This window comes from Streptomyces mutabilis, assembly GCF_046628145.1.
GTDB classification, from domain to species: domain Bacteria; phylum Actinomycetota; class Actinomycetes; order Streptomycetales; family Streptomycetaceae; genus Streptomyces; species Streptomyces mutabilis.
Genome location: NZ_CP176874.1, coordinates 6,763,048 through 6,787,394, shown reverse-complemented (window position 1 = coordinate 6,787,394; position 24,347 = coordinate 6,763,048). Strand labels below are relative to the sequence as shown.

At 72.3% G+C, this 24,347-nt stretch carries 22 protein-coding genes; 7 read left to right on the top strand and 15 right to left on the bottom strand.

Annotation, left to right across the window (positions count from 1 at the left end; genetic code table 11):
- Positions 1-12 precede the first annotated feature (12 nt).
- Positions 13-1,656, bottom strand: a complete 1,644-nt coding sequence (locus ACLIN4_RS30320; RefSeq protein WP_289907655.1) for an ABC-F family ATP-binding cassette domain-containing protein — start codon at positions 1,654-1,656, stop codon at positions 13-15.
- Between the two features lie 35 nt (positions 1,657-1,691).
- A complete protein-coding gene (locus tag ACLIN4_RS30315) occupies positions 1,692-2,729 on the bottom strand; it encodes an oxidoreductase (RefSeq protein ID WP_290013065.1) in 1,038 nt (345 codons plus the stop codon).
- 66 nt (positions 2,730-2,795) lie between these two features.
- On the opposite strand from ACLIN4_RS30315, the gene ACLIN4_RS30310 reads away from it, so the two are divergent.
- Complete coding sequence (locus ACLIN4_RS30310) at positions 2,796-3,749, top strand: FAD-dependent oxidoreductase (protein WP_411576444.1); 954 nt, start codon at positions 2,796-2,798, stop codon at positions 3,747-3,749.
- Between the two features lie 112 nt (positions 3,750-3,861).
- On the opposite strand, the gene ACLIN4_RS30305 is transcribed toward ACLIN4_RS30310, so the two are convergent.
- The 3 genes from ACLIN4_RS30305 to ACLIN4_RS30295 form a co-directional block, all read right to left on the bottom strand.
- Positions 3,862-5,592, bottom strand: coding sequence for a BCCT family transporter (locus ACLIN4_RS30305; protein WP_107477167.1), 1,731 nt, complete (start codon positions 5,590-5,592; stop codon positions 3,862-3,864).
- Between the two features lie 80 nt (positions 5,593-5,672).
- Positions 5,673-6,965: a M14 family metallopeptidase gene (locus tag ACLIN4_RS30300; RefSeq protein WP_290013063.1), complete on the bottom strand. Its 1,293-nt coding sequence runs from the start codon at positions 6,963-6,965 to the stop codon at positions 5,673-5,675.
- Positions 6,962-8,923 (bottom strand): Xaa-Pro dipeptidyl-peptidase, encoded by a 1,962-nt coding sequence (locus ACLIN4_RS30295; protein WP_307651781.1) that lies wholly within the window; start codon positions 8,921-8,923, stop codon positions 6,962-6,964. The genes ACLIN4_RS30300 and ACLIN4_RS30295 overlap by 4 nt, the downstream gene beginning before the upstream one ends.
- 164 nt (positions 8,924-9,087) lie before the next feature.
- Here ACLIN4_RS30295 and ACLIN4_RS30290 point away from each other — a divergent pair, with 164 nt between their 5' ends.
- Positions 9,088-10,581 carry a M1 family metallopeptidase gene (locus ACLIN4_RS30290; protein WP_289907650.1) on the top strand — a complete coding sequence of 498 codons (1,494 nt, stop codon included), beginning with the start codon at positions 9,088-9,090 and terminating at the stop codon, positions 10,579-10,581.
- 16 nt (positions 10,582-10,597) lie between these two features.
- On the opposite strand, the gene ACLIN4_RS30285 is transcribed toward ACLIN4_RS30290, so the two are convergent.
- The gene (locus tag ACLIN4_RS30285; RefSeq protein ID WP_289907649.1) at positions 10,598-11,083 is read right to left on the bottom strand and encodes a macro domain-containing protein; all 486 of its coding nucleotides are present in this window, start codon (positions 11,081-11,083) and stop codon (positions 10,598-10,600) included.
- 72 nt (positions 11,084-11,155) lie between these two features.
- Complete coding sequence (locus tag ACLIN4_RS30280; RefSeq protein ID WP_107477163.1) at positions 11,156-12,619, bottom strand: amino acid permease; 1,464 nt, start codon at positions 12,617-12,619, stop codon at positions 11,156-11,158.
- A 243-nt stretch (positions 12,620-12,862) separates the two neighbouring features.
- Here ACLIN4_RS30280 and ACLIN4_RS30275 point away from each other — a divergent pair, with 243 nt between their 5' ends.
- Positions 12,863-13,666, top strand: coding sequence for a MerR family transcriptional regulator (locus tag ACLIN4_RS30275; protein WP_289907648.1), 804 nt, complete (start codon positions 12,863-12,865; stop codon positions 13,664-13,666).
- Positions 13,667-13,675: 9 nt separating this feature from the next.
- Here the strand turns inward: ACLIN4_RS30275 and ACLIN4_RS30270 are convergent, their stop codons facing one another.
- Genes ACLIN4_RS30270 through ACLIN4_RS30260 form a run of 3 tightly spaced genes read right to left on the bottom strand, consistent with a single transcriptional unit; the run spans position 13,676 to position 18,290 of the window.
- Complete coding sequence (locus tag ACLIN4_RS30270; RefSeq protein ID WP_289907647.1) at positions 13,676-15,853, bottom strand: 3-hydroxyacyl-CoA dehydrogenase NAD-binding domain-containing protein; 2,178 nt, start codon at positions 15,851-15,853, stop codon at positions 13,676-13,678.
- Positions 15,854-15,906: 53 nt separating this feature from the next.
- Complete coding sequence (locus ACLIN4_RS30265; protein WP_257101506.1) at positions 15,907-17,121, bottom strand: acetyl-CoA C-acetyltransferase; 1,215 nt, start codon at positions 17,119-17,121, stop codon at positions 15,907-15,909.
- Between the two features lie 11 nt (positions 17,122-17,132).
- On the bottom strand, positions 17,133-18,290 hold the full coding sequence (locus tag ACLIN4_RS30260) for a CaiB/BaiF CoA transferase family protein (protein ID WP_289907646.1): 1,158 nt from the start codon (positions 18,288-18,290) through the stop codon (positions 17,133-17,135).
- 240 nt (positions 18,291-18,530) lie between these two features.
- Here ACLIN4_RS30260 and ACLIN4_RS30255 point away from each other — a divergent pair, with 240 nt between their 5' ends.
- The gene (locus ACLIN4_RS30255) at positions 18,531-19,709 is read left to right on the top strand and encodes a saccharopine dehydrogenase family protein (RefSeq protein WP_307651784.1); all 1,179 of its coding nucleotides are present in this window, start codon (positions 18,531-18,533) and stop codon (positions 19,707-19,709) included.
- A gap of 177 nt (positions 19,710-19,886) precedes the next feature.
- Here the strand turns inward: ACLIN4_RS30255 and mmpA are convergent, their stop codons facing one another.
- Positions 19,887-20,036 carry a morphogenic membrane protein MmpA gene (gene mmpA / locus ACLIN4_RS30250; RefSeq protein ID WP_100045570.1) on the bottom strand — a complete coding sequence of 50 codons (150 nt, stop codon included), beginning with the start codon at positions 20,034-20,036 and terminating at the stop codon, positions 19,887-19,889.
- A gap of 182 nt (positions 20,037-20,218) precedes the next feature.
- On the opposite strand from mmpA, the gene ACLIN4_RS30245 reads away from it, so the two are divergent.
- Positions 20,219-20,413, top strand: coding sequence for a hypothetical protein (locus tag ACLIN4_RS30245; protein ID WP_107477160.1), 195 nt, complete (start codon positions 20,219-20,221; stop codon positions 20,411-20,413).
- Here the strand turns inward: ACLIN4_RS30245 and ACLIN4_RS30240 are convergent.
- Positions 20,401-21,102 (bottom strand): endonuclease V, encoded by a 702-nt coding sequence (locus ACLIN4_RS30240; protein ID WP_411576443.1) that lies wholly within the window; start codon positions 21,100-21,102, stop codon positions 20,401-20,403. The genes ACLIN4_RS30245 and ACLIN4_RS30240 overlap by 13 nt on opposite strands.
- Positions 21,103-21,144: 42 nt before the next feature.
- Here ACLIN4_RS30240 and ACLIN4_RS30235 point away from each other — a divergent pair, with 42 nt between their 5' ends.
- Positions 21,145-21,441 (top strand): YciI family protein, encoded by a 297-nt coding sequence (locus tag ACLIN4_RS30235; RefSeq protein ID WP_107477158.1) that lies wholly within the window; start codon positions 21,145-21,147, stop codon positions 21,439-21,441.
- A gap of 12 nt (positions 21,442-21,453) precedes the next feature.
- On the opposite strand, the gene ACLIN4_RS30230 is transcribed toward ACLIN4_RS30235, so the two are convergent.
- Entirely contained in the window at positions 21,454-21,783 is a 330-nt protein-coding gene (locus tag ACLIN4_RS30230; protein ID WP_100045574.1) for a plasmid stabilization protein, read from the bottom strand.
- A gap of 71 nt (positions 21,784-21,854) precedes the next feature.
- Positions 21,855-22,832: a WD40/YVTN/BNR-like repeat-containing protein gene (locus ACLIN4_RS30225; RefSeq protein WP_411576442.1), complete on the bottom strand. Its 978-nt coding sequence runs from the start codon at positions 22,830-22,832 to the stop codon at positions 21,855-21,857.
- A gap of 262 nt (positions 22,833-23,094) precedes the next feature.
- Between ACLIN4_RS30225 and ACLIN4_RS30220 the strand changes: the two genes are divergently transcribed.
- On the top strand, positions 23,095-23,511 hold the full coding sequence (locus ACLIN4_RS30220; protein ID WP_107477157.1) for an SsgA family sporulation/cell division regulator: 417 nt from the start codon (positions 23,095-23,097) through the stop codon (positions 23,509-23,511).
- Between the two features lie 57 nt (positions 23,512-23,568).
- Here ACLIN4_RS30220 and ACLIN4_RS30215 read toward each other — a convergent pair whose 3' ends face one another.
- Positions 23,569-24,231, bottom strand: coding sequence for a GOLPH3/VPS74 family protein (locus ACLIN4_RS30215; RefSeq protein ID WP_107477156.1), 663 nt, complete (start codon positions 24,229-24,231; stop codon positions 23,569-23,571).
- Positions 24,232-24,347 lie beyond the last annotated feature (116 nt).

Genomic DNA, 24,347 nt, shown 5'->3' with positions numbered 1-24,347 from the left:
GGACGACGCCTCCTAGGTGCGCTCCACGACCTTCCCGTCCGTTACCTCCAGGCGGCGAGTCACCCTCACCGCGTCCAGCATGCGGCGGTCGTGGGTGATCAGGAGAAGGGTGCCCTCGTAGGCGTCCAGGGCCGATTCGAGTTGTTCGATGGCCGGGAGGTCGAGGTGGTTGGTCGGCTCGTCGAGGACCAGGAGGTTGACGCCTCGGCCCTGGAGGAGGGCGAGGGCCGCCCTGGTGCGTTCGCCCGGTGAGAGGGTCGAGGCGGGGCGCGTGACGTGGTGCGCCTTCAGACCGAACTTGGCCAGCAGGGTGCGGAGGTCCGCCGGTTCCGTGTCGGGGACGGCGGCGCGGAAGGCGTCCAGCAGCAGCTCGGGCCCGTGGAACAGCTCGCGGGCCTGGTCGACCTCGCCCAGCAGGACGCCGGAGCCGAGCGCGGCGTGCCCGGCGTCGAGCGGCACGCGGCCCAGGAGGGCGCCGAGCAGCGTGGACTTGCCCGCGCCGTTGGCTCCCGTCACCGCGACCCGGTCCGCCCAGTCGATCTGGAGGGACACCGGGCCGAGGACGAAGTCGCCCCGCCTGACCTCGGCGTCGCGCAGGGTGGCGACCACGGCACCGGAGCGGGGCGCCGACGCGATCTCCATGCGCAGTTCCCACTCCTTGCGCGGCTCCTCGACGACCTCGAGGCGCTCGATCATGCGCTGGGTCTGGCGGGCCTTGGCAGCCTGCTTCTCGCTGGCCTCGCTGCGGAACTTGCGGCCGATCTTGTCGTTGTCGTTGCCCGCCTTGCGCCGGGCGTTCTTGACGCCCTTGTCCATCCAGGCGCGCTGCGTCTGGGCCCGGTCCTGGAGGGCGGCCCGCTTGTCGGCGTACTCCTCGTACTCGTCGCGGGCGTGCCGGCGGGCCACCTCGCGTTCCTCCAGGTAGCCCTGGTAGCCGCCGCCGTAGAGGTTGATCTGCCGCTGGGCGAGGTCGAGTTCGAGGACCTTGGTGACGGTGCGGGTGAGGAACTCGCGGTCGTGGCTGACGACGACGGTGCCGGCACGCAGACCGGTGACGAAGCGTTCGAGGCGTTCCAGGCCGTCCAGGTCGAGGTCGTTGGTCGGCTCGTCGAGCAGGAAGACGTCGTAGCGGGACAGGAGCAGGGAGGCGAGGCCGACGCGGGCGGCCTGGCCGCCGGAGAGCGACGTCATGGGCTGGTCGAGGCCGACCGTCAGGCCCAGGGCGTCGGCGGTCTCCTCGGCGCGTTCGTCGAGGTCGGCTCCGCCGAGGGCCAGCCAGCGCTCCAGGCTCGTGGCGTAGGCGTCGTCGGCGCCGGGCGCGGCGTCGACCAGGGCCTGGGTGGCCTCGTCCATGGCCCGCTGGGCCTCGGTGACGCCGGTGCGGCGGGCCAGGAAGGCCCGGACGGTCTCGCCGGGCCGGCGTTCCGGCTCCTGCGGGAGGTGGCCGACGGTGGCGGTGGGCGGGGACAGGCGCAGCTCGCCCTCTTCCGGCGCGGTCAGCCCGGCGAACATCCGCAGCAGGGTGGACTTGCCCGCGCCGTTGGCTCCGACGAGACCGATCACGTCGCCGGGGGCCACGACGAGGTCGAGTCCGGTGAACAGGGAGCGGTCGCCGTGGCCGGCGGCGAGGTTCTTGGCGACGAGGGTGGCAGTCATCAGACCGTCGATCCTAGCGGCGGTCCGGCGCCCTCTCAGCCTGGTTTCCCGTGGGTCACCGCCGTCACCAGCACGCTTCCCGGGGCTCGCGCCACCAGGTAGGACTCCCCCTTCACCGTCCCGGCGTCCAGGGCGACGCGGTGGACGCCCGGGTCGAGGACGCCGTCGAAGACCTCGTGGGTGCGGGTGCGGTGGAGGCGGTCGAGACGGTACGCGGTGAGCCGCACCCGGCAGGGCGAGGTGACCTCGACGTCCGCGGCGGCGCCGGTCGCCGACAGGCGGGTCAGCCGGCGCCGGCCGGCCGGGCCGTCGTCCAGGGCGTGTTCGATCTGGGCGACGAGGAGCGGGACGATCGGGGCGAGGCCGTCGACGTGGGGCACGTCCACCCCCGCGTCCGCGAAGGCACGGCGCACGGCCGCCCGCTGCTCGTCGCCGACCGCGGAACCGAAGGCGACCGCGCCGTAGGCCCGCAGCTCGTCGGCCGGTACGGCACCGGCGTCCTGGGTGATGTCGGCGCCGATGCCGATGGTGCGCAGCGCGGCGGCGAGCCTGGCGAGCAGGGCGACGCGGGCGCCGATGAGCAGGACCCGGCGCGGGGTGCGCGCGGTGCGGTCGCCGTCGAGCAGGGCGGCGAGGGCGGCCCGGTACTCGGCGCCGGGGAAGCGGTACGGGCCGATGCCGTGGTAGCCGTTGAACTCCAGGTCGGCCTGTTCGCCCGTCTGCCAGGCGAAGTCCCGCCAGACGAAGTCGTCGCCGTCCCTGAGGATCACGGCGGTCACCGCGCCGCAGGCGAGGTCCGCGCACTCGGGGCAGCCGTAGATGACGTAGCGGCCGCCGGGCAGGGGTGCGTCGGTCTCCAGGAGCAGGCTGCGGACCTGCGCGGTGAAGATCGCGGGGGGCACGTCGGAGGCGAGCGGGGAGACGGCGTCGAGGTCGGACAGGCGGAACAGCAGGGAGCGCCCGTCGACGATGAAGTCCGTGAAGTCGCGGTGGACCTGATAGTCACCGTCGGCGAGGACCCCGCCCGCCCGCATCGCCGGTGCCAGGCCGAAGGTCGCGTACTCGGCTGCCATGCGGTGAGTATTCCCGGCGCGGAGCCGGTCTGCGCACGGCATGCCATGATCCGCTAACGTCCCCGGATGGAAACCGAACTGGGTGACGAAGTCGTCGTGGTCGGCGGCGGGGTGGTCGGGCTGACGACGGCCGTCGTTCTCGCCGAGAGCGGCAGGCGGGTACGGCTGTGGACGCGGGAGGCCGCCGAGCGGACCACCTCGGCGGTAGCGGGTGGCCTCTGGTGGCCGTACCGCATCGACCCGCCGGCGCTGGCACGGGCGTGGGCGCTGCAATCGCTGGACGTGTACGAGGAGTTGGCGGCGCGGCCGGAGGTGAGCGGCGTACGCATGGTCGAAGGGGTGCTGGGCGAGACGGGCCTGGACGAGGTGGACGCGTGGGCCGCCGCCCGGCTGCCGGGACTGCGCGCGGCGACCGCCGAGGAGTACGGCGGGACGGGGCTGTGGGCGCGGCTGCCGCTCATCGACATGCCGGCACATCTGTCGTGGCTGCGGGAGCGGTTCACGGCGGCGGGCGGGGTGCTGGAGACCCGCGCGGTGGACCGTCTCGAAAAGGTCGAGGCGCCGGTGGTGGTCAACTGCACGGGGCTGGGCGCCCGGGAGCTGGTGCCGGACCCGTCGGTGCGCCCGGTGCGCGGTCAGCTGGTCGTCGTGGAGAACCCCGGCGTCGACACCTGGTTGGTCTCCACCGACCCGGTGTCCGGGGAGATGGCGTACTTCCTGCCGCAGCCGGGCCGGCTCCTGCTGGGCGGCACGGCCGAGGAGGACGCCTGGTCGACCGAGCCGGACCCGGCGGTCGCGGAGGCGATCGTACGGCGGTGTGCGGCGCTGCGGCCGGAGATCGCGGGGGCGCGGGTGCTCGACCACCTCGTGGGGCTGCGGCCCGCCCGTGACTCGGTGCGACTGGAGCGCGAGCAGTTGCGGGACGGGCGGCTGCTGGTGCACAACTACGGCCACGGCGGCGGGGGCGTCACCGTGGCCTGGGGCTGCGCGCGGGAGGCGGCCCGGCTCGCGACGTACTGAGGGCGACGGCCGACCGGACGCGACGTGTCCCACGGGGAAGGGGCCGGCACTTCGGTGCGTGCCGGCCCCTTTCCGTACCCCGTCCCCGGTTCACCGGCCGGGGCCGCGTGGGTCAGTGGTGCTTGCCGATCGGGTCTCCCTCCACGTCCGGGCCGGCGCCCGGTCCGATGCGGATCTCGAACTCGCCCTCGTAGCGCTTGTGGCCCTCGATGACGGCCATCTCGACGGCTTCGGAGGCCATCTCGCCGCGCACGATGAGCGGGTCGCGGCGCAGGTCGCGCATGAGGGCGACGCACATGCCGATCATCACGATGACGAAGGGCGCCGCCGCGAGGATCGTGAGGTTCTGCAGTCCGGTCAGCGCGTCTCCTTCGCCGCTGCCGACCAGGAGCATGATGGCGGCGACCGCGCCCGTGACCACACCCCAGAACACGACGGCCCAGCGGCTGGGTTCCAGCGCGCCCTTCTGCGAGAGGGTGCCCATCACGATGGAGGCCGCGTCGGCGCCCGAGACGAAGAAGATACCGACGAGGATCATCACCAGCAGGCTGGTGACGGTGGCGATGGGGTACTCCTGGAGCACGGCGAAGAGCCGTCCCTCGGGAGTCGTCTCGTCACCGAGCCGGTTCTGCTCCTGGAGCCGCATCGCCGAGCCGCCGAAGATCGCGAACCAGATCAGGCTGACCGTGCTGGGGACGAGGATGACGCCGCCGATGAACTGGCGGATGGTCCGGCCCCGGCTGATGCGGGCGATGAACATGCCCACGAAGGGTGTCCAGGAGATCCACCACGCCCAGTAGAAGACGGTCCAGCTGCTCAGCCAGTCCGCGACGCCCTCACCGCCGCTGATCTCGGTGCGGCCGGCCATTTCGGGCAGGTCGCCGAGGTAGGTGAAGACCGAGGTCGGCAGCAGGTCGAGGATGAGGATGGTGGGTCCGGCCACGAACACGAACACGACCAGGAGCAGGGCCAGCACCATGTTGGTGTTGGACAGCCACTGGATGCCCTTCTCGACGCCGGAGATCGCGGAGGCCACGAACGCCACGGTGAGCACCGCGATGATGCCGACCAGCAGCCCGGTGCTCACCTTGTCCATCCAGTCGAGCTTCTCGACGCCGGAGCCGATCTGGAGGGCGCCGAGCCCGAGGGAGGCCGCGGAGCCGAAGACCGTCGCGATGATCGCCAGGATGTCGATGACCCGGCCGCCGGTGCCGTTGGCGTGCTTCTCGCCGATGAGCGGGGTGAACACGGCGCTGATGGTCTGCCTGCGACGCCTGCGGAAGGTGCTGTAGGCGATGCCGAGGCCGACCACCGCGTAGATCGCCCACGGATGGAGCGTCCAGTGGAACAGGGTGGTGGCCATGGCCGTCGCCATGCGGTCGCCGGTGTCGGCGGGGCTGCTGCCGGGCGGGGCGGTGTCGAAGTGCGCCAGCGGTTCGCTCACGCCCCAGAACATCAGACCGATGCCCATGCCCGCGCTGAACATCATGGCGACCCAGGACACCGTGCGGAACTCGGGCTGCTCGCCCTCGGCGCCGAGGTGGATGCGGCCGTAGCGGCTGGCCGCGAGCCAGAGGGCGAAGACGACGAACCCGGAGGCCGCCAGCACGAAGGCCCAGCCGCCGTTGTGCATCAGGCCGCTGAGCATCGTGCCGGAGGCGTCTTCCAGCGAGTCGGTGCCGATGGCGCCCCAGAGGACGAAGGCGAGGGTCAGGACGGCGGTGACGCCGAAGACGACGCGGTCGGTCCGCGGCTTGTGCTCCTGGCCCGGCAGGCCCGCTTCCGAGCCCGGCAGCGTGCCTCTTTCGTGGTGTTCCTTGTCGCTTGGTCGGTCCTGCGTCACAGGCGGCACCTTTCAAGTCGGTGAGGCTGAAAATACTCCTCCGCTACGCCCTTACCACGTGCGACGCAGAACTCACCCCTTCAGCAGCGGGTGTCGGGTTCACCCACCGTCAGGTGGTACGTCGCCCGCTCGTCGAGGAGCAAGGGCACGAGGGCGCGCAGCGGCTGGCGCAGCGGTACGTAGGCGCCCTCCTCCCCGGCCGAGCGCGCGTGTACACCGTGCAGGGCCAGTTCATCCCGAATGTCCGTGTACTGGGCAGCGGTCAGCCGGTAGCCGCAGGGCGGGTCCTGGATCACCTCGTCGGGCCCGGCCGGGTCGTTGTCCGCGCCGCCGACGTACACGGGACCGGTGTCGGCCAGGCCGGACCACCGGGCGGTCGCGGTGGCCGACTCGACGCGGCCGCGCCGCTGGTCCGCGTAGCGGAACATGCCGTCGAGGGCGGCGAGCTGGGAGTTCACCCGGCGCCGGTTGTTCAGGGCCTCGTCCGCGCGCTCGGCGTCGGTGAGCGCGTCGACACGGCTCTCGATGAGCAGGCCGACCGCGTGTTTCACGCCGGACATGTTCCGCAGGATGCGTTCCTGGCCGTCGCCGGCGGTCTGCTTGATCGGGTCGCCGGTCTCCGGGTCGGTCCAGATGCCGTACGTCCCCGTCGAGTGGCCGGCGTCCTCGGCAGCCGGGCGGACGTACGCCCCGGACAAGGTGCGGGCCTCGTCGTGGACCCCGGCGTGCGTGTTGAGGTTGCGGGGCCAGAGGTCGAAGAGGTCCTTGTCGTAGTACGGGGGCGTGGCGCCGTACTCGTGCAGGTCGTAGAGGACGTCGGGGCGCCGGTCGCGGACGACGGCGGCCAGGGCGCGTGCCTCGGCGGTCTTCAGGGAGAGGTGGTCGCGGTTGATGTCCACGCCGTCGCTGTTGCCGCGGGTGTCGGCGGCCCGGCCGTCGGGGTTGGCGGTGGGCAGGACCAGCACGGTGGTGCGATCCAGGAAGTTCCGGGTCCGCCGGTCCTCGGCCCAGGCCAGGTCACGGACGGTCGACAGGCAGGCCTCGCGGCCGGAGGGCTCGTCACCGTGCTGGCTGCACACGAGGAGCACCTTGCTCGGGGCGGTGGGCCTGCCGATGGTCACGAGCTGGAGGGGGCGGTTCTGCTTCGTGGTGCCGATGCGGTCGACGGCGACGCGGTCGCTCGCCCGGTCGGCGGCGGCCAGCAGTGCCTGCTCCTCGGGCTGGGTGGTCCAGCGGGCGCCGTGCGTCTTCTCGAAGCCGGTGCGGGGCGGTTCGGGGGCGGTGCCGGCGTGGGCCGGGGCGGTGAGGAGGGACGCGGCGAGGGCCGCGGTGGCTGCCGCGGTGGTCACGGTGAGGGTGCGCAGGTGGTTCATCGGGCTCCCTTCGGGACGCGGTGCGTGGTGTGCGGCGCGGTCACGCCGTCGAGGGGCGTGGGTGCGGGGGCGGCGGTGGCCGCACCGGCGGTGGCCTTGGCGAACGCGGCGGTACCGCCGACGAACGGTACGCGTGCCGACGTGCGGGAGAGGTCCAGCGTGAGCGTCGGCGTGTCGGCGGGCGGGTCGATGAGGTCCTTGTCGGTGCCGGCGACGATCAGCGCGAGGCGGTGGCCGGCGGGGACGACGTGGTCGGTGGCCGCCAGGTCCAGGGTGATGGTGTATGCCTTGCCCGGAGTGAGCGGGCGGCCCCGCCACTTGGAGGCGTGGTTGCCGAGGTCGGCCCAGCCGCGGCTGACGACCGTGTAGTCCACGTCGGTGCTCTTCGCGGCCGTTTCCAGGTAGCAGGAGGAGTCGCCCGGGGTGCTCGGGCCCCAGCAGGTGCGGTCGGTGCGGGTGGTGACGCCCTCGCCGCGGTCGGCGTAGTCGCGGATCGTGGCGGGGCCGAGGTCGACGAGTACGGCGGAGAGGTGGGCCGTGGGGGTGCTGGAGCGCGCGGTGACGGTGACCTCGGATGCGCCGGACAGGCGCAGGTCGCCGGTGAGGGGGCGGGTGACGAAGCCGGCCTTGCCCGGCGTCGGCTCGTCGATGTGCGCCGCCCAGTCGGTCTCGCTCAGTGCCGGGTCGTCGGTGAAGGTCTCGGTGCCGTGGTCGCGGCGCAGGCCGAGGGTGCCGACGCCGTCCCGGGTGCCTTCGGCGGGGCGCAGGGTCGTGGCGGACGTGGAGCGCGGGGGCCAGGTCCGGGAGGTCTCCCACTGGTCCGGGTGGCGTTCGATGTCGGCCATCGGTTCGCGGTCGATGCCGTTGTCGTAGCCGAGCAGTTCGTGGTCGAACCAGCGGTGGAGGGTGTCGACCCACTCGGCGCGGCGGAAGTCGAAGGGATCGACGTGGCCGGTCTGGGAGAGCCAGATCTTGCGGTCGACGCCGTTCTTCGCGAGGGCGTCCCACCACGGACCGACGTGCTGCATGCGGACGTTGAGGTCCTGCATGCCGTGGATCAGGAAGACGCTCGCCTTCACCTTGCTCGCGGCCTTCACGTAGTCGCGCTCGGACCACAGCTTCGTCCAGTCGCCGGTGCGCGGGGCGCCGTCGACGAGCTTCTGCTGGACGGCGTCGCACTCGGCGCGGGCGTCGGGGCTGTTGACGTAGTCGGACAGCCAGTCGGGGCCGGAGCCGTAGAGCGGGGCGCCCTGGCTGAAGTAGTAGTCGTACCAGGAGGAGATCGCGGCGATCGGGACGATGGTCTCCAGGCCCTCGACGCCGGTGGCGGCCACGCCGTTGGCGATGGTGCCGTCCCAGCTCTTGCCGATCATGCCCGTCTTGCCGTTGGTCCAGTCGGCGTCGGCGCGCTCGTCGCCGGTGCGGGTGGTGTACGCCTTCGCGCGGCCGTTGAGCCAGTCGACGACGGCTTTGGCCGACTGGACGTCGGAGCGGCCACCGACGTCGACGCAGCCGTCGGAGCGGTTGGTGCCGGCCAGGTCGACTCCGACGAAGGCGTAGCCGCGCGGCACGAAGTAGTTGTCGTAGTACAGCGGCATCCCGACGACGTTCCCGTCGGCGTCGTACGTCTTCTTCTGGCTCTCGTTGCCGCGCCCGCAGCAGGAGTAGTACGGGCTGGCGTCCATGATGACGGGGATCTTCCGGCCCTGGGCGGCGGGTTCCCGGGGACGGACTATGTCGACGGCGACGCGGTCGTCCTCGCCGTCGCCGTCCCCGTCGTAGCCGGTGTCCACCCAGACGGCCTCGCGGACTGCGTCCTCGTAGGAGTGGACCGGTTCGCTCTGCCGCGGGGTTGCGGGGTGCGCAGCCGCGACGGGGGTGAGGAGGGTTGCCATGAGTGCGGCCGTGGCCGCCGTCGCGAGCGGTCTCCAGATCGTGAAGCGCGTGCGTATCGGCATGCGCGGGACGGTACACAGGTCAACTGCCGTACAGAAGAGGGCAACCCGGGTCTCGTGACGGCCGAATGGCGATCGTGTGACAGGCGTGGCCGTGGACACCACGGCACGCACAGGGACTGAATAGGCTGCGGACAGACTTCGTGCCCCTACGACTTGGAGCTTGCGTGCACCGCAGAATCATCGTGCCGGGCGCACTGGGCGCCGCCCTGTTCATGCTGGCGATCCCGGCGTCGGCGGCGGCCCACTCCCCCGGCGCTCCGGGCATCGGCGACCCCTACTACCCGGCGTACGGCAACGGCGGATACGACGTCTCCCACTACGACCTGCGCCTGAAGTACCGGCCGGACTCGGACCGGCTGGAAGGGACGGCGACGATCCTCGCCCGCACCACCGAGGACCTGTCGCGGTTCAACCTGGACTTCCTGCTGGACGTCGGCGAGGTGCGGGTGAACGGCACGAAGGCGTCGTTCACCACCTCGGGCGAGCACGAGCTGGAGATCACCCCGAAGCGCCCGCTGCCCAAGGGCACGCCGGTCACCGTCGTCGTCCGCTACAGCGGGGTGCCGTCCGCGAAGGAGGCGTACGGCTTCACCAGCTGGCACCGCACCCCGGACGGCGGTGTCGCCGCCAACGAGCCGGAGGCCGCCTGGTGGTGGTTCCCCAGCAACGACCACCCCCTCGACAAGGCCACCTACGACGTGTCGGTGCAGGTGCCCGACGGCACCCAGGCCATCTCCAACGGCACGCTCCAGTCGAAGAGCTCACGGCTCGGCTGGACCCGCTGGAACTGGCGGTCCGACAAGCCGCAGGCCACCTACCTGGCCACGCTGGCCGTCGGCAGGTTCGACCTCACCACCGGCACCACCGAGAGCGGCATCCCGGTCGTCAACGCCTACAGCGAGGACCTCGGCGCGAACGACGGCGCGGCGCGGGCCAGTCTGGAACGCACCGGGGAGGTCGCCGACTGGCTGGCCGGGTACTTCGGTCCCTACCCGTTCGACGCGCTCGGCGGGTACGTGCCGAACACGGACACCGGGTACGCGCTGGAGACGCAGACCCGGCCGTTCTACAGCCCTCGGCAGTTCGCGAACGGCTCCAACGTGTCCGTCGTCGTGCACGAGCTGGCCCACCAGTGGTACGGCGACCTGGTGTCCGTGCGCGGATGGAAGGACATCTGGATCAACGAGGGCTTCGCGCGGTACGCCCAGTGGCTGTGGTCCGAGCACGAGGGCGAGGGCACGGCGCAGGAGCTGGCCGACTACACGTACGCCTCGCACCCGGCCGACGACCCGTTCTGGACGGTGCGCCCCGGTGACCCGGGGCCGGAGAACCAGTTCGACATCGCGGTCTACGACCGGGGCGCGCTGGCCGTGCACGCGCTGCGCAACGAGGTCGGGGACGAGGACTTCTTCGCGATCCTGAAGGGCTGGCCCGCGAAGTACGCCCACGGCAACGCGTCGGTCGCCGACTTCCGCCGGTACGCCGAGGAGGTGTCCGGCGAGCCGCTGGCCGCGCTGTTCGACACCTGGCTGTTCCAGCCGTCGAAGCCGGACGCGCCGGCGGCGCGCGCGGCCTCGCTCGCGAAGGCGGCGGACGCGCCCGCGCAGCCCCGGTCGTGGCGGAAGATCGCCGCGACGAACGACGTGCACGCGCACTGACCGGCGGGACCCGGGCTCAGGCGCCGTCCCCGTGGTCGTAGACGGTCACGGGGACACCGCGCCGCGCGAGGCGCTCGGTGACCAGCGGCTCGACCCGGGACCACTTGCCGCCGGCCAGCCCGCAGCCTATGCGGGGCATGTGCACCGACGCGTCCAGCTCGGCCGCCTTGTCGGCGAGGCGGCCGAGCGCGGTGTCGATCGCCTCGTAGCGCACGGGCACGCCCTTGCTGCCGGTCCTCGTGCCGCGCTGGCCGATCATGTTGGCGACCCAGACGTACGGCTCGACCTGGACGAACTGGACCGCGCCGAGCCCGAAGTCGTTGGACGCGCGGTCACGGTGCCAGGCGCGGTAGGCCGCCTCCGGCTGGGGCCAGCGGCGCGACAGGGCCAGGACGAAGCCCTTGCCCCAGCCGCCGAGGTCGTTGCAGACGTGGGCTATCACCTTGACGCCCTTGACCGACGGGACGGTGGCGTCACCCCGGACATACCTGATCTCCGACATGACGCCACCGTAGAGGCCGCCACTGACAACGGTCCTGGGGCGTCGGCCGCGCCCACGGCCGGTGCTTCCCGGCTACTTGGTGAGGCGGCTCAGCTCCTGCTCGGCGTTGTGCGCCACCCGGCGGCGGACGCCGAACCAGCCGGCGACCAGCATGACCGCGAGCACGGGGATGAGCAGGAGGGTCTTGCGGCCCACCTCGGGGTCGTTCCACATCATGCCGAGGCAGGCCAGCAGGAAGGCGATCGTGGCGATCTCCGTGACCGGACTGCCGGGCAGGCGGAAGTGGGGCCGGGCCACCAGGCCCGCCCGGGACCGGCGCACGAAGACCAGGTGGCAGATCATGATGATCACCCAGGTGCTGATGATGCCCAGGGAGGCGACGTTCAGCACGATCTCGAAGGCCTGGCTCGGCACCAGGTAGTTCAGGCCGACGCCGAGGACGCAGATGCCGCAGGTCAGCAGGATGCCGCCGTAGGGGACCTGGCTGCGACTCATCACGCTGGTGAACTTGGGCGCGGAGCCCGCCATCGCCATGGAACGCAGGATGCGGCCGGTGGAGTACAGGCCGGAGTTCAGGGACGACATGGCGGCGGTGAGGACCACGAGGTTCATCACGTCACCGGCCGCCGGGACACCGATCTTGGACAGGACGGTGACGAAGGGGCTCTCGTCGCCGGAGTAGAGCGAGCTGGGCAGCAGCAGGGCCAGCAGGACGACCGAACCGACGTAGAACAGGGCGACCCGCCACATGATCGAGTTCACCGCGCGCGGGACGACCTTCTCCGGCTCGGCGGTCTCGCCGGCGGCGACGCCGACCAGCTCCAGGGCCGCGTAGGCGAAGATCACGCCCTGCATCACCAGGACGACCGGCATCACACCGTGCGGGACGACGCCGCCGTTGTCGGCGATGACGCCGATGCCGGGGGTCTGGCCCCCCACGTCGTGCTGGGTGGCCAGCAGGAAGATGCCGATCAGCATGAAGCCGATCAGTGTGGCGACCTTGATGATCGCGAACCAGAACTCCATCTCGCCGAAGATCTTCACCGAGATGAGGTTCACGGCCAGGACCACCGCGAGGGCGATCAGCGCCAGCACCCATTGGGGGATGCTCGTGAACATGCTCCAGTAGTGCGTGTACAGCGCGATGGCGGTGATGTCCGCGATGCCGGTGGTCGACCAGTTCAGGAAGTACATCCAGCCGGCGACATAGGCGCCCTTCTCGCCGAGGAACTCGCGCGCGTACGAGACGAAGGACCCGGAGGAGGGCCGGTAGAGCACGAGCTCGCCGAGCGCCCGGACCACGAAGAAGGCGAAGACGCCGCAGACCAGGTAGGCGATCGCGAGCGCCGGGCCGGCGTCGCGCAGGCGCCCGCCGGCGCCGAGGAAGAGGCCGGTGCCGATCGCGCCGCCGATGGCGATCATGTTGACGTGGCGGGCCTTGAGGCCCTTGCTGTAGCCGGCGTCGCCCGCGTCCGCGGGTCGTTCGGCCGCCTGTGGGTCGGCGGCCTGTGCCGTGGCGACGGCGTCCTTGCTCACGGGTGGTTCCACTCTCTGGTGCCCCGGGCGGGATACGCCCAGGTCGTCCGTACAGTGACACGGCCCGCACCACCCTTCGCGGCACAGACCAAGGCAGCACCTTCCCACGACGCTGCGTCGTCATGCGGTGGTTCAAGTCACACAGCGTGACTTCTCACATGATCCGCCACCGGTCTGCACCCGGTGCACAAGAGGTGCCGGAGCAGGTGTCACAGCATTGGTGAGACAGCGATACTGCTGCACATGACGACGAGCGACACCGGGGCCGGCACCGAGGACCCGACCCTCACCATCGACGAACTGGCCGCGCGGGCCGGTGTCACGGTGCGCACGGTCCGCTTCTACGGCACCAAGGGGCTGCTGCCGCCGCCGGTGATCGGCCCGCGCCGGGTGGGGCACTACGGCGGGGAGCACCTGGCCAGGCTGGCGCTGATCGAGGAGCTGCAGCACCAGGGCATGACGCTGGCCGCGATCGAAAGGTACCTGAACCAGCTGCCCCCGGACCTGAGCGCGCACGACCTCGCGCTGCACCGCGCGGTGGTGGCCTCCTGGGCGCCGGAGACGGTGGAGCGCGTCACGCGCGAGGAGCTGGGCAGACGGGCGGGCCGGCCGCTGACCGACGAGGAGGTGGGGCGGCTCACGGCGATGGACGTCGTCGCGCGCGACGGTGACCGCTACCGCGTCGACGCCGGGCTGCTGCGGCTCGGCGTCGAACTGCTCGACGTGCCCTTCTCCCCCGCGACGGTCCTCGCCGCCCGCACCGCGCTCCTCGAGCACTCCCGCGCCGCCGCGCGCGACCTGTCGCGGCTGCTGCGCGACGCGGTCGCCGAACGCGACGCGCGGGACGTGCGGTCCCTGTCCGCCCACATGCACCCGCTCGTGGTGCAGGCGCTGCTGACCACGTTCCAGCGGTCGCTGCGCCAGGAGCTGCGGGCGTGGCTCGACAGGGACACCGGCAACGGCACGGGCGAGGCCACCGGCGAGGACGTCGGCACGGGCCCGGGCGGGGACACCGGTAAGGGCCCGGGCGAGGACGCCTCCGGGTGACCCGGCGGCTCAGCGGCCGTCCGTGAAGACCTCCCCCTTCTCCGCCTTCTCCACCAGCAGTGCGGGCGGCGTGAAGCGCTCGCCGTAGCGGTCGGCCAGCTCGCGCGCGCGGGCGACGAAGCCGGGCAGGCCGCCTTCGTAGCCGTTGATGTACTGGAGGACGCCGCCGGTCCAGCCTGGGAAGCCGATGCCGAAGATCGAGCCGATGTTGGCGTCGGCGACGGAGGTCAGTACGCCCTCCTCCAGGAGCTTCACGGTGTCGAGCGCCTCCGAGAAGAGCATGCGCTCCCGCATGTCCTCGAAGGGGATCGTGTGGCCGGGCCGGGTGAAGTGCTCGCGCAGGCCCGGCCAGAGTCCCGCCCGCTTGCCGTCGACGTAGTCGTAGAAGCCCGCGCCGCCCGAGCGGCCGGGGCGCTCGAACTCGTCGACCATGCGGTCGATGACGGCCTCGGCGGGGTGCGCGGTCCAGGTGCCGCCGGCCTCCTCGACGGCCCGCTTCGTCTCGTTGCGGATCTTGCGGGGCAGGGTGAGGGTCAGTTCGTCCATCAGGGACAGGACCTTGGCCGGGTAACCGGCCTGGGCCGCGGCCTGCTCGACGGAGGCCGGCTCGATGCCCTCGCCGACCATCGCCACACCCTCGTTGATGAAGTGGCCGATGACCCGGGAGGTGAAGAAGCCGCGCGAGTCGTTGACCACGATCGGCGTCTTGTTGATCTGCCGGACCAGGTCGAAGGCGCGCGCCAGCGCCTCGTCACCGGTCCGCCCGCCCTTGATGATCTCGACCAGCGGCATCTTGTCGACCGGCGAGAAGAAGTGCAGCCCGATGAAGTCGGCCTGCCGGTCGACGCCCTCGGCCAGCGCGGTGATGGGCAGGGTGGAGGTGTTGGAGCACAGCAGCGCGTCCGGGGCGACGACGTCCTGGATCTCCTGGAAGACCTTGTGCTTGAGGGAGGTGTCCTCGAAGACGGCCTCGATGACCGCGTCGCAGCCCGCGAGGTCGGCCACCTCGGCGGTCGGCGTGATCCGGGCGAGCAGCGCGTCGGCCTTCTCCCGCGTCGTACGGCCCTTGGCGACGGCCTTGGCGCACAGCTTCTCGGAGTAGCCCTTGCCCTTGAGGGCCGATTCGAGGGACACGTCCTTGAGGACGACGTCGATGCCCGCGCGGGCACACGAGTAGGCGATGCCCGCGCCCATCATCCCGGCGCCGAGGACGGCGACCCTGGTGACCTTGCGGGACTCGACGCCCTGGGGACGGTTCGCACCGGAATTGACGGCCTGGAGGTCGAAGAAGAACGCCTGGATCATGTTCTTCGAGGTCTGTCCGGCGGCCAGCTCGACGAAGTAGCGGGCCTCGATGACCTGGGCGGTCTCGAAGTCGACCTGGGAGCCCTCGACGGCGGCGGCCATGATGTTGCGCGGCGCCGGGTAGGGGGCGCCGTTCGTCTGCTTGCGCAGGTTGGCCGGGAAGGCGGGCAGGTTGGCGGCGAACTTGGGGTGGGACGGGGTGCCGCCGGGGATGCGGTAGCCGGGCTTGTCCCAGGGCTGGGCGGACTCCGGGTTGGCGTCGATGAAGGCGCGGGCCTTGGCGAGCATGTCCTCGCGGCTGTCGGCGACCTCGTCGACAAGGCCGTTCTCCAGGGCCCGGCGCGGGTTGTACTGGGTGCCCTGGAGGAGGACCTTGAGCAGCGCGTCGGTGATGCCGAGCATCCGGACGGTGCGGACGACGCCGCCGCCCCCGGGGAGCAGACCGAGGGTGACCTCGGGGCAGCCGATCTTGGAGCCGGGCGCGTCGAGGGCGACGCGGTGGTGGCAGGCGAGGGCGATCTCGTAGCCGCCGCCGAGGGCCGCGCCGTTCATGGCGGCGACGACGGGCTTGCCGAGGGTCTCGATGCGGCGCAGGTTCCGCTTGATCGCCATGCCGCCGTCGAAGAGGTCCTGGGCGGTCTCCGGCGTGACGCGGATCAGGTCGCGCAGGTCGCCGCCGGCGAAGAAGGTCTTCTTTGCGGAGGTGACGATGACGCCGCGGATCGAGTCCTTCTCGGCCTCCAGGCGGTCCGTGATCACCGCGAGGGACTCGCGGAACGCCTGGTTCATGGTGTTGGCGGACTGGTCGGGGTCGTCGAGGACGAGGGTGACGATCCCGGTGTCGTCCTGCTCCCAGCGGATGGTGGTGCTCTCGGTGCTCATGACAGGGGTCTCCAGTGAGGTCTTCGGTGGCCGGGGTGGCGCTTCCGCGGGGATCAGACGCGCTCGACGATCGTGGCGATGCCCATGCCGCCGCCCACGCACAGGGTGGCCAGGCCGTAGCGCTTGTCCTGGCGCTCCAGTTCGTCGACGAGCGTGCCCAGGATCATCGCGCCGGTCGCCCCGAGGGGGTGGCCCAGCGCGATCGCGCCGCCGTTGACGTTGACCTTGTCCAGCGACAGGCCCATGTCCTTCACGAACCGCAGGACCACCGCCGCGAACGCCTCGTTGATCTCCACCAGGTCGATGTCCTCGATGCTCAGCCCGGCCTTGGCGAGCGCCTTGCGGGTCGCCGGAGCGGGACCCGTCAGCATGATCGTGGGCTCCGACCCGGACACGGCGGCGGAGACGATCCGGGCCCGGGGCCTGAGGCCGTAGCGCTCACCGACCTCCTTCGAGCCGACGGCGACCAAGGAAGCGCCGTCGACGATCCCGGAGGAGTTGCCCGCGTGGTGCACGTGATCGATCTTCTCGACCCAGTGGTACTTCTGCAGCGCCACCGCGTCGAAACCGCCCAGCTCCCCGATGTCGGCGAAGGACGGCTTCAGCTTCGCCAGCGAGTCGGCGGTGGTGCCCGGACGCAGGTGCTCGTCGTGGTCGAGGACGGTGAGGCCGGCCCGGTCCTTCACCGGTACGACGGACCGCTCGAAGCGGTTCTCCTTCCAGGCGGTGGCCGCACGCTCCTGGGAGAGGGCCGCGTACTCGTCGACGTCACGGCGCGAGAAGCCCTCGATGGTGGCGATCAGGTCGGCACCGATGCCCTGGGGGACGAAGTTGGTGGCGAGGTTGGTCATCGGATCGTTGAACCAGGCACCGCCGTCCGAGGCCATGGGCACCCGGGACATCGACTCGACACCGCCCGCCAGAACCAGGTCCTCCCAGCCGGAACGGACCTTCGCGGCGGCCAGATTGACCGCCTCCAGACCCGAGGCACAGAAGCGGTTCTCCTGGACGCCCGCCACGGTGTCCGGCAACCCCGCCGCGATCGCCGCGATCCGCGCGATGTCGGAACCCTGATCACCGACCGGACCGACGACACCGAGCACGATGTCGTCCACGGCGGCCGGGTCGAGATCCGGGAAACGGGCGCGGATCTCGTGGATCAGGCCGACGACCAGATCGACGGGCTTCGTGCCGTGCAGGGCGCCGTTCGCCTTGCCGCGTCCGCGCGGGGTGCGGATCGCGTCGTACACGTACGCTTCGGTGCTCACTGGCAGGCCTTTCACTGAGGGTTTCGGGATGGGGTCGCGAGCCGGGGGACGTCCCAGTCGCGGGCAACCGCGTCGGTGTCGGCGCCCGGCAGCGCGGGCCCGGTGCGGACGGTGGTGGGGGTCGCGGAGAAGCGGGGGGCCGGGGCGGGCTGGGTGATGCCGTCGTGGTCGGTGAAGGTGGAGCGGGCGGCGAGGTGCGGGTGGTGCGGAGCCTCACGCAGCGTCAGTACGGGCGCCGCGCAGGCGTCGGAGTCCGCGAAGACCGCCGCCCACTCGTCGCGGGTACGGGACTTGAAACGGGCGGCGACGGCCTCGCGCAGCTCCGCCCAGCGCGCCATGTCGTCGCGGGCGGGCGCGTGCTCGGGGATGCCCAGGAGTTCCATGAACTCGGCGTAGAACCGGGGCTCCAGGGCGCCGACCGCCATGTACCGGCCGTCGGCGGTCTCGTAGGTGCCGTAGAAGGGGCAGCCGCCGTCGAGGAGGTTGGCGCCGCGCCGGTCCTGCCAGGTGCCGGCGGCCAGCATTCCGTGGATCATCGAGGAGAGGTGGGCGGTGCCGTCCACGATGGCGGCGTCCACGACCTGTCCGGTGCCGGTCGCACGGGCGTGGTGCAGGGCGGCGAGGACGCCGACGACCAGGTAGAGGGAGCCGCCCGCGTAGTCGCCGAGGAGGTTGGCCGGGGCGGCCGGCGGCCGGTCGGGGACGCCGATCATGCCGAGGGCGCCGGTGAGCGCGATGTACCCGATGTCGTGCCCGGCGCGCTGGGCGAGCGGCCCGTCCTGGCCCCAGCCGGTCATGCGGCCGTAGACGAGGCGCGGGTTGCGGGCGTGGCAGTCGTCCGGGCCGACGCCGAGCCGTTCCGCGACACCGGGGCGGTAGCCCTCGATCAGCACGTCGGCGCGTGCGGCCAGGTCGAGGACGAGGGCGGGGCCGTCGGGCGCCTTCAGGTCGATGACCACGGACCGCTTGTTGCGGTTGGTGACGTCGTGGGCGGGGTCGATCGCGAGGCCCGGGCCGCCGGGGCGGTCGACGCGGACGACGTCGGCGCCCAGGTCGGCCAGGAGCATGGCGGCGAAGGGTCCCGGTCCGATGCCGGCCAGCTCGACCACCCGCACGCCGGTGAGCGGACCGTCGCCCGGCGACCGCGTCTGCCTCTTCGCTTCCGACATCGAGCCCCCAGCTCCGCGATGCTCTGCTCTGATTCCGCTCTGCCACCTCTGTGACACAACTGATGTAACACCAGTGATGCTAAGAACGTGTTCCACTGGGCACAAGACCCGGGCGAGCAAGCGCTTAGCCCATTATGGGGCGACCCCTCTTCGGGCCGGCAGTCCTCACGCTAGCCTCAGCCACCGGCAACGGCGCGTGCTGCGGGCCCAGGGGTTGCCGACGGGTGACGAAGGGGTGTCATGAGCGGGCAGAACAAGGCCGACCGGCCGTACGACATCGTGCTCTTCGGAGCGACGGGTTTCGTCGGCGAACTCACCGCGCGGTACCTCGCCGCGCACGCGCCCGAGGGGCTGCGCTGGGCGATCGCCGGCCGCAGCGAGGAGAAACTGAACCGGCTGCGGGAACTGCTGCCCGGCGCACCGGACGTGGGGGTGCTGCGCGCCGACGTGTCCGAGCCGGGCTCGGTGCGCGAACTCGCCCGGCAGGCGCGCGTGGTGGCCACGACGGTGGGCCCGTACGTCCGGTACGGCGACGCGCTGGTCGGTGCGTGCGCGGAGGCGGGCACCGACTACCTCGACCTCACCGGTGAGCCCGAGTTCGTGGACCTGACGTACGTCCGCCATGACGCGCGGGCGCGGGAGACCGGGGCGCGGCTGGTGCACGCCTGTGGCTTCGACTCCGTTCCGCACGACCTCGGCGTGTACTTCACGGTCCGGCAGCTGCCCGAGGACGTGCCGCTGACCGTGGACGGCTACGTGAGCGTCGACGCCGCCTTCTCCGGCGGAACGTTCGCGTCGGCGCTGGGCCAGTTCGCGCGCGGTCGGCAGCTGCGCGCCGCCGCTCTGGAGCGCCGGCGGCACGAGCCCCGGCTGGTGGGCCGCCGCGCGGTGACGCCGACGGGCGCGCCGAGGTTCGCCGGGGAGGTGGGCGCGTGGGTGCTTCCGCTGCCGACCGTGGACGCGCAGATCGTGCGCCGCTCCGCGAAGGCCCTGGACCGCTACGGCCCCGACTTCCGCTACCGCCACTACGCGGCCGTCCGACGGCTGCCCGTCGCGGTGGGCGGCGTGGCGGCGGTGGGCGCGCTGGTGGCGGCGGCCCAGGTGCCGCCCGCGCGGCGGTGGCTGGCGGCCCGGCTGGAGCCCGGTGAGGGGCCGAGCCCGGAGAAGCGGGCGAAGAGCTGGTTCTCGGTCCGCTTCGTGGGCGAGGGCGGCGGCCGGAAGGTGTTCACCGAGGTCGCGGGCGGCGACCCCGGCTACGACGAGACGGCGAAGATGTTCGCCGAGGCGGCGCTCTCCCTCGCCCTCGACGACCTTCCCCCGACGGCGGGGCAGGTCACGACGGCGGTGGCGATGGGTGACGCGCTGACCGGGCGCCTGCGTGCCGCGGGCATCCGCTTCCGCGTGGCGGCCGACCGCTGACCGGCCCTTACGGAGCTGTCCAGACCGGGCTTCCTCACTGGGCTGCCTCGACCGGGCTTCCTCACCGAACAGCCCCGATCGGCTGTCTTCCGGGCGGTCCGGGCGGCCTTCGTCCTGGGCTGTCCCGGTCGGTCTTCCTCCTCGGCTGTCCCGGTCGGTCTTCCCCCTGGTGGCGCCCTAGCCCGACCAGCCGACGATCGTGTAGATCATCCCGCCGACCCAGGCCAGTCCCGCACCCACGGCGAGCACCAGCCCGGCGACCACCGCCCGCTCAGTGGGCTGTGCGGGCCGGCGGGCGGACTGCTCGGGTGTGCGGTGCGTCGTCATGCCCTCCAGCCTGCCGCCGCCGCGACGCGGGCACATCCGTACGGGTACTCAGCCGACGGCTGAGCACCGGCGCGCGCCTGCCGTCCCCACACGATTTGAGACTTTTCCCGCCGATGGACGGCCCCACGTGCGGCCGTGCACGGCAGAGTCCCAAGAAGGAGTTCAATGAAACCCTTGAAGTCATGAAGTTCCTTCTCGAAGTCACGATGGACGAGGGCGCGCTCGCCGAGGACCCCACGGCCGAGTTGCAGCGGATCCTGCGCTACTGGGGCGGCAATCTGACCCACTACGGACTGCGGCCCGGCGACGGATCGGTGATCTACGACTCGGCCTACCGGGAGGTGGGCCGCTGGAGCATCGAGGGTCAGGCCGAGTAGGTGGCCGCCCGCAGGGCCTCGCGGCACAGGGCGTCGGCCCTGCGGGTGGTTTCCGGCAGGCGGTACGCCGGGGCCAGCGCCAGGGTGTGGGCGCAGGCGTTGTCCAGGCTGATCCGATGGCCGACGGAGACGAAGACCGGCTTGACGCCGGCACGTGTGCGCACGGCCCGCCCGACCTCCTCGGCACCGTCCAGCAGCGGCGACGTGCTGCCGCGCGGTGGGTCCGGTTCGCCGTGGGCGAAGGTGAACGGGTTCTTGGCGACGCCGATCGTGGGCAGGCCGGTGAGCACTCCGAGGTGACTGGCGAGACCGAATCGGCGCGGGTGGGCCAGGCCGTAGCCGTCGCAGACGACCAGGCCGGGCGGGCAGGGCAGCGCGTCCAGGGCGGCGAGGACGGTCGGGATCTCACGGAAGGCGAGCAGACCGGGCACGTACGGGAAGGAGATCCGCCCGACGGCCTTGGCCTGCGCCACGACGGTGAGGGTCGCGGCGTCGAGGACGACGGCCGCCGCCGCCACGACGTCGCGTTCGTCGTCGTAGGCGACGTCCACGCCGGTCACCCGGCCGGTGCCGGGCGGCGGGCCCGGCTCGTCGAGCACCACGCGGACCCGCAGGTCGTCCTGGACGGCGCGGGCCCGCTCCTCGGTCGCGGGCCAGTCGGCGGGCGTCTGCGCGGTCACGGTCGTCATGGTGGCCGCAAGCCTACGGGAGCCACGAGTAGGCTCGCGATCATGTTCGTACTGGAACTGTCCTACACCGCCCCGCTGGAAGCCGTCGACGCCCTGCTGGCGGACCACGTGGCGTGGCTCGACGAGCTGTACGAGCGGGGGGTGTTCCTGGCCTCCGGACGCAAGGAACCCCGCGACGGCGGAGTGATCATCGCCGTCGCGGAGGACCGTGCGCGGATCGAGGCGATCACGGCGGGCGACCCCTTCGTCAGGGCGGGTGTGTGCGCCTACCGCGTCACCGAGTTCGTCGCCACGAAGACGGCGCCGGCCCTGGCGCCGTACCGGGAGACGGTCGCCTGAGGGCGGTGCGGCTCACTTACCGAGCGCGCGCTGGAGCTCGCCCTTGTTCATGTTCGAACGGCCGCTGATGTCCCGGCGCTTGGCTTCCTGGTACAGCTGGTCGTAGGTGGGCCCCTGTGGGCCCTGCCGGTTCCCGGAACGCTCGCCGCCGCGCTTGCTCGGCGACTTGTCCCGCGTGGACGTCCGGCTCGCGGTCTTCGACTCGCCGGACTGCGCGCGCTCCTTGTTGACCGTCCGGGCCGCGATCTCCTTGGCGCGCTTCGTGCTCGCGCCACGGTCCTCGGCACTGTCCTTGATGTGCTCGTACTGCCGCTCCCGCTTCGAGCTGGAACCGCGTGGCATGTCCGTTCACTCCTCTCACGTTCGGTGAACGGGTACCCACGTTACGGACGGACACCCGTCCCCGCGCGGCGTCAGCGCTCCAGCCGGGCGACCCGCCCCTGCTCGCCGGCCGCCCAACAGCCCAGGTCGGCCGTGCAGTCCACGGTGTCGTACGAGCCCGTGTCGACCGTCCGCCAGGTGCGGCCGCCGTCCGTGGTGAGGTCCGTGCCGGTGGGGCCGACCGCGAGGGCCGCCGTGCGGCTGTGCGGGAGCCAGGCGACGCCGGAACGGTAGGCGTCGGGCGAGCGCTCGGCGGACCGCCAGGTGCGGCCGCCGTCGGTGGTCCGCGCCGCCGCTCTCGGGGAGGTCCGGTCGGGGCGGAAGTCACCGCCGACCGCGAGGCCGTGGAGGCGGTCGCGGAAGGCGAGGGCGAACACGCCCCGGGCCGGGTCGCCCGCCGGGACCGGGGCGTCGGACGCCGTCCAGGTGAGGCCGCGGTCGGCGGAGTGCAGCACGCGCGCGCGTGCCGCGCCGCCGGTGGCCAGCCAGACGTCCTCGGGCCCCGAGGCGACCAGGCACTGGCCACTGGCCGCGAACCCGGCCTCGCCGTCCTGCGCGGCGGGCATCCCCCGGCTCGGCAGCACCTTCCAGGAGCGTCCGCCGTCGTCGGTGCGGTAGACGCGGGACGCCTCGCCCTCGCCGATGGCCAGGACCACGGCCCGACGGGCGTCGAACGCCTCGACGTCCCGGAACTCCAGCTCCCCGGCGCCCGGCGGCGACACGTTCCGCCAGGTGTCGCCGCCGTCGGTGGTGCGCAGGACGGTGCCCCGGGAGCCGGCCACCCAGGCGGTGTGCCTGCTGACGGCCGCCAGGCCGCGGAAGTGGACGTCGGACGCCCCGGCGGCCCCGGTGTCCTTCAGGTCCCAGTGCGGGCGCTGGTGTGCCTGCGCGGGCGCAGCGGCCGTCAGCGCGGCGAGGGCGGCCGCGCACACCGCCCCCGCGATCACCGCCCGTCCCGTGCGCCCGCCGCCCGTGCGGGCGGAGCGTGCCGTGCGGACCGTACGTCGCATGCTTCCCGAGCGCCTCATGGCGGGCGAAGCCAGCCCACCGCTCCCACGCCGTCCAGAGGGCCGGGGACGGCACGCGCGCGTGAGCACGAGGGGCCCAAGTGCCGTGCGTGGCACGCGAGGAGAGTCACGTCACTCCCGTGCATGAACGCGGTGACAGAGGTCACTCGCACATCGTGTGCACGGATTGGCTGATTCCGTCGTCTCTTCAAGTGCCCGGCCCTACCACCCCCCGCCCGTCCAGCCGTCACGAGGGAGCAAGGCGTTGTCCACCGTCATCGAACAGCCGGTCGAGGCGCGTCTCGTCGCCGCCGCGCCGCGTATGCCGAGCATTCCCGCCACGCTGCGCTACGACCGCGGCGACCCGTTCGCCGTCCGCATGACCTTCCCGGCCCCGGCCACCCTCGAAGGGGTGGAAGTGTGCTGGACGTTCTCCCGCGAGCTGCTCATCTCGGGCATGCAGGAGCCGGACGGCCACGGCGACGTGCGCGTGCGGCCGTACGGGTACGACCGCACCGTCCTGGAGTTCCACGCACCCGAGGGCACCGCCGTGATCCACGTCCGCTCGGGAGAGCTGCGCCGGTTCCTCCAGGCCACCGGCGAGCTGGTGCCGGTGGGCCTTGAGCACCTCCAGCTGGACCTGGACCACGACCTGGCCGAGCTCATGCGCGGCACCTGCTGAGGACACCCGGGGCCGCCCGCCCGCGGTGGCCCGCCCCGGACCGTCTCAACCGCCGCCCTACGAGGCCACGGCGTCCGCCGTCTGAGCACGCAACGCGCCCGCCACCTCGGCCATGATCTTCCGCAGGCCGGGCGCCGACGCCGCGCCGCGCTCGGTCAGCTCGGCGATCCGGGCCTCTCCGCCCGCGCCGGCCCCGGCGGGCGCGACGGTGCGCGGTTCCGCGGCTGCCGCCAGTACGGCCACGGCCGCGTCCCGCTCGGGGATCTCACCGGCCGGCACCGCGCCCTCCAGGACGGAGCGCGTCCGCGCACGGAGAGCCCGCCCCGCAGCCGGGCCCGCCAGGACGTACTCCACGGACGGGAAGACGCCGAGGACCCGCTTCCTCTCGGCGCGCAGGTGACCCTCGGCCACCAGCTGCTCCCGGACGGCGTCGAAGGTGACCCGGGCGTACCGCCGCACCCAGGTCCGCCACCGGTGCGGCATGGACTCGCGGACGAGTTCCAGCAGCCCGTCCAGGACGGCGTCCCCGGTACGGGAGTCTAGGTCGACAGGGGTGGCGACGCCGTCGTCGTCGGTGAGCAGACCTCGTCGCGCCAGCTCGACGAGGGCACCCGCGCGCACGAGGTGGTGGACCCGGGCGGTGTCGGTGGCGCCGGGCCGCGCGGGGTCCCAGGCCAGCAGGCAGAGCCGGGCCGGCAGTGAGAGCGAGCCGTCGGGCACGGGGGCCTCCCAGGGGCCGTGAGACCGGTTCCACGAAATGGCGTTGACAGCCCGACCGGCCTCTTCTACGGTCTACAACGCTTCTGTTGCCGCCGATTGGAGAAGGACGTTGCTCG

What these genes read in the sequence shown, in the direction of transcription:
- ACLIN4_RS30240 (WP_411576443.1), bottom strand. Translation starts at nt 21,102, where the DNA reads ATGACGACCGTGACCGCGCAGACGCCCGCCGACTGGCCCGCGACCGAG.
- ACLIN4_RS30300 (WP_290013063.1), bottom strand. Translation starts at nt 6,965, where the DNA reads ATGAACCACCTGCGCACCCTCACCGTGACCACCGCGGCAGCCACCGCG.
- ACLIN4_RS30295 (WP_307651781.1), bottom strand. Translation starts at nt 8,923, where the DNA reads ATGCCGATACGCACGCGCTTCACGATCTGGAGACCGCTCGCGACGGCG.
- ACLIN4_RS30260 (WP_289907646.1), bottom strand. Translation starts at nt 18,290, where the DNA reads ATGTCGGAAGCGAAGAGGCAGACGCGGTCGCCGGGCGACGGTCCGCTC.
- ACLIN4_RS30285 (WP_289907649.1), bottom strand. Translation starts at nt 11,083, where the DNA reads ATGTCGGAGATCAGGTATGTCCGGGGTGACGCCACCGTCCCGTCGGTC.
- ACLIN4_RS30225 (WP_411576442.1), bottom strand. Translation starts at nt 22,832, where the DNA reads ATGCGACGTACGGTCCGCACGGCACGCTCCGCCCGCACGGGCGGCGGG.
- ACLIN4_RS30255 (WP_307651784.1), top strand. Translation starts at nt 18,531, where the DNA reads ATGAGCGGGCAGAACAAGGCCGACCGGCCGTACGACATCGTGCTCTTC.
- ACLIN4_RS30245 (WP_107477160.1), top strand. Translation starts at nt 20,219, where the DNA reads ATGAAGTTCCTTCTCGAAGTCACGATGGACGAGGGCGCGCTCGCCGAG.
- ACLIN4_RS30275 (WP_289907648.1), top strand. Translation starts at nt 12,863, where the DNA reads ATGACGACGAGCGACACCGGGGCCGGCACCGAGGACCCGACCCTCACC.
- ACLIN4_RS30320 (WP_289907655.1), bottom strand. Translation starts at nt 1,656, where the DNA reads ATGACTGCCACCCTCGTCGCCAAGAACCTCGCCGCCGGCCACGGCGAC.
- mmpA (WP_100045570.1), bottom strand. Translation starts at nt 20,036, where the DNA reads ATGACGACGCACCGCACACCCGAGCAGTCCGCCCGCCGGCCCGCACAG.
- ACLIN4_RS30270 (WP_289907647.1), bottom strand. Translation starts at nt 15,853, where the DNA reads ATGAGCACCGAGAGCACCACCATCCGCTGGGAGCAGGACGACACCGGG.
- ACLIN4_RS30315 (WP_290013065.1), bottom strand. Translation starts at nt 2,729, where the DNA reads ATGGCAGCCGAGTACGCGACCTTCGGCCTGGCACCGGCGATGCGGGCG.
- ACLIN4_RS30230 (WP_100045574.1), bottom strand. Translation starts at nt 21,783, where the DNA reads ATGCCACGCGGTTCCAGCTCGAAGCGGGAGCGGCAGTACGAGCACATC.
- ACLIN4_RS30235 (WP_107477158.1), top strand. Translation starts at nt 21,145, where the DNA reads ATGTTCGTACTGGAACTGTCCTACACCGCCCCGCTGGAAGCCGTCGAC.
- ACLIN4_RS30310 (WP_411576444.1), top strand. Translation starts at nt 2,796, where the DNA reads ATGGAAACCGAACTGGGTGACGAAGTCGTCGTGGTCGGCGGCGGGGTG.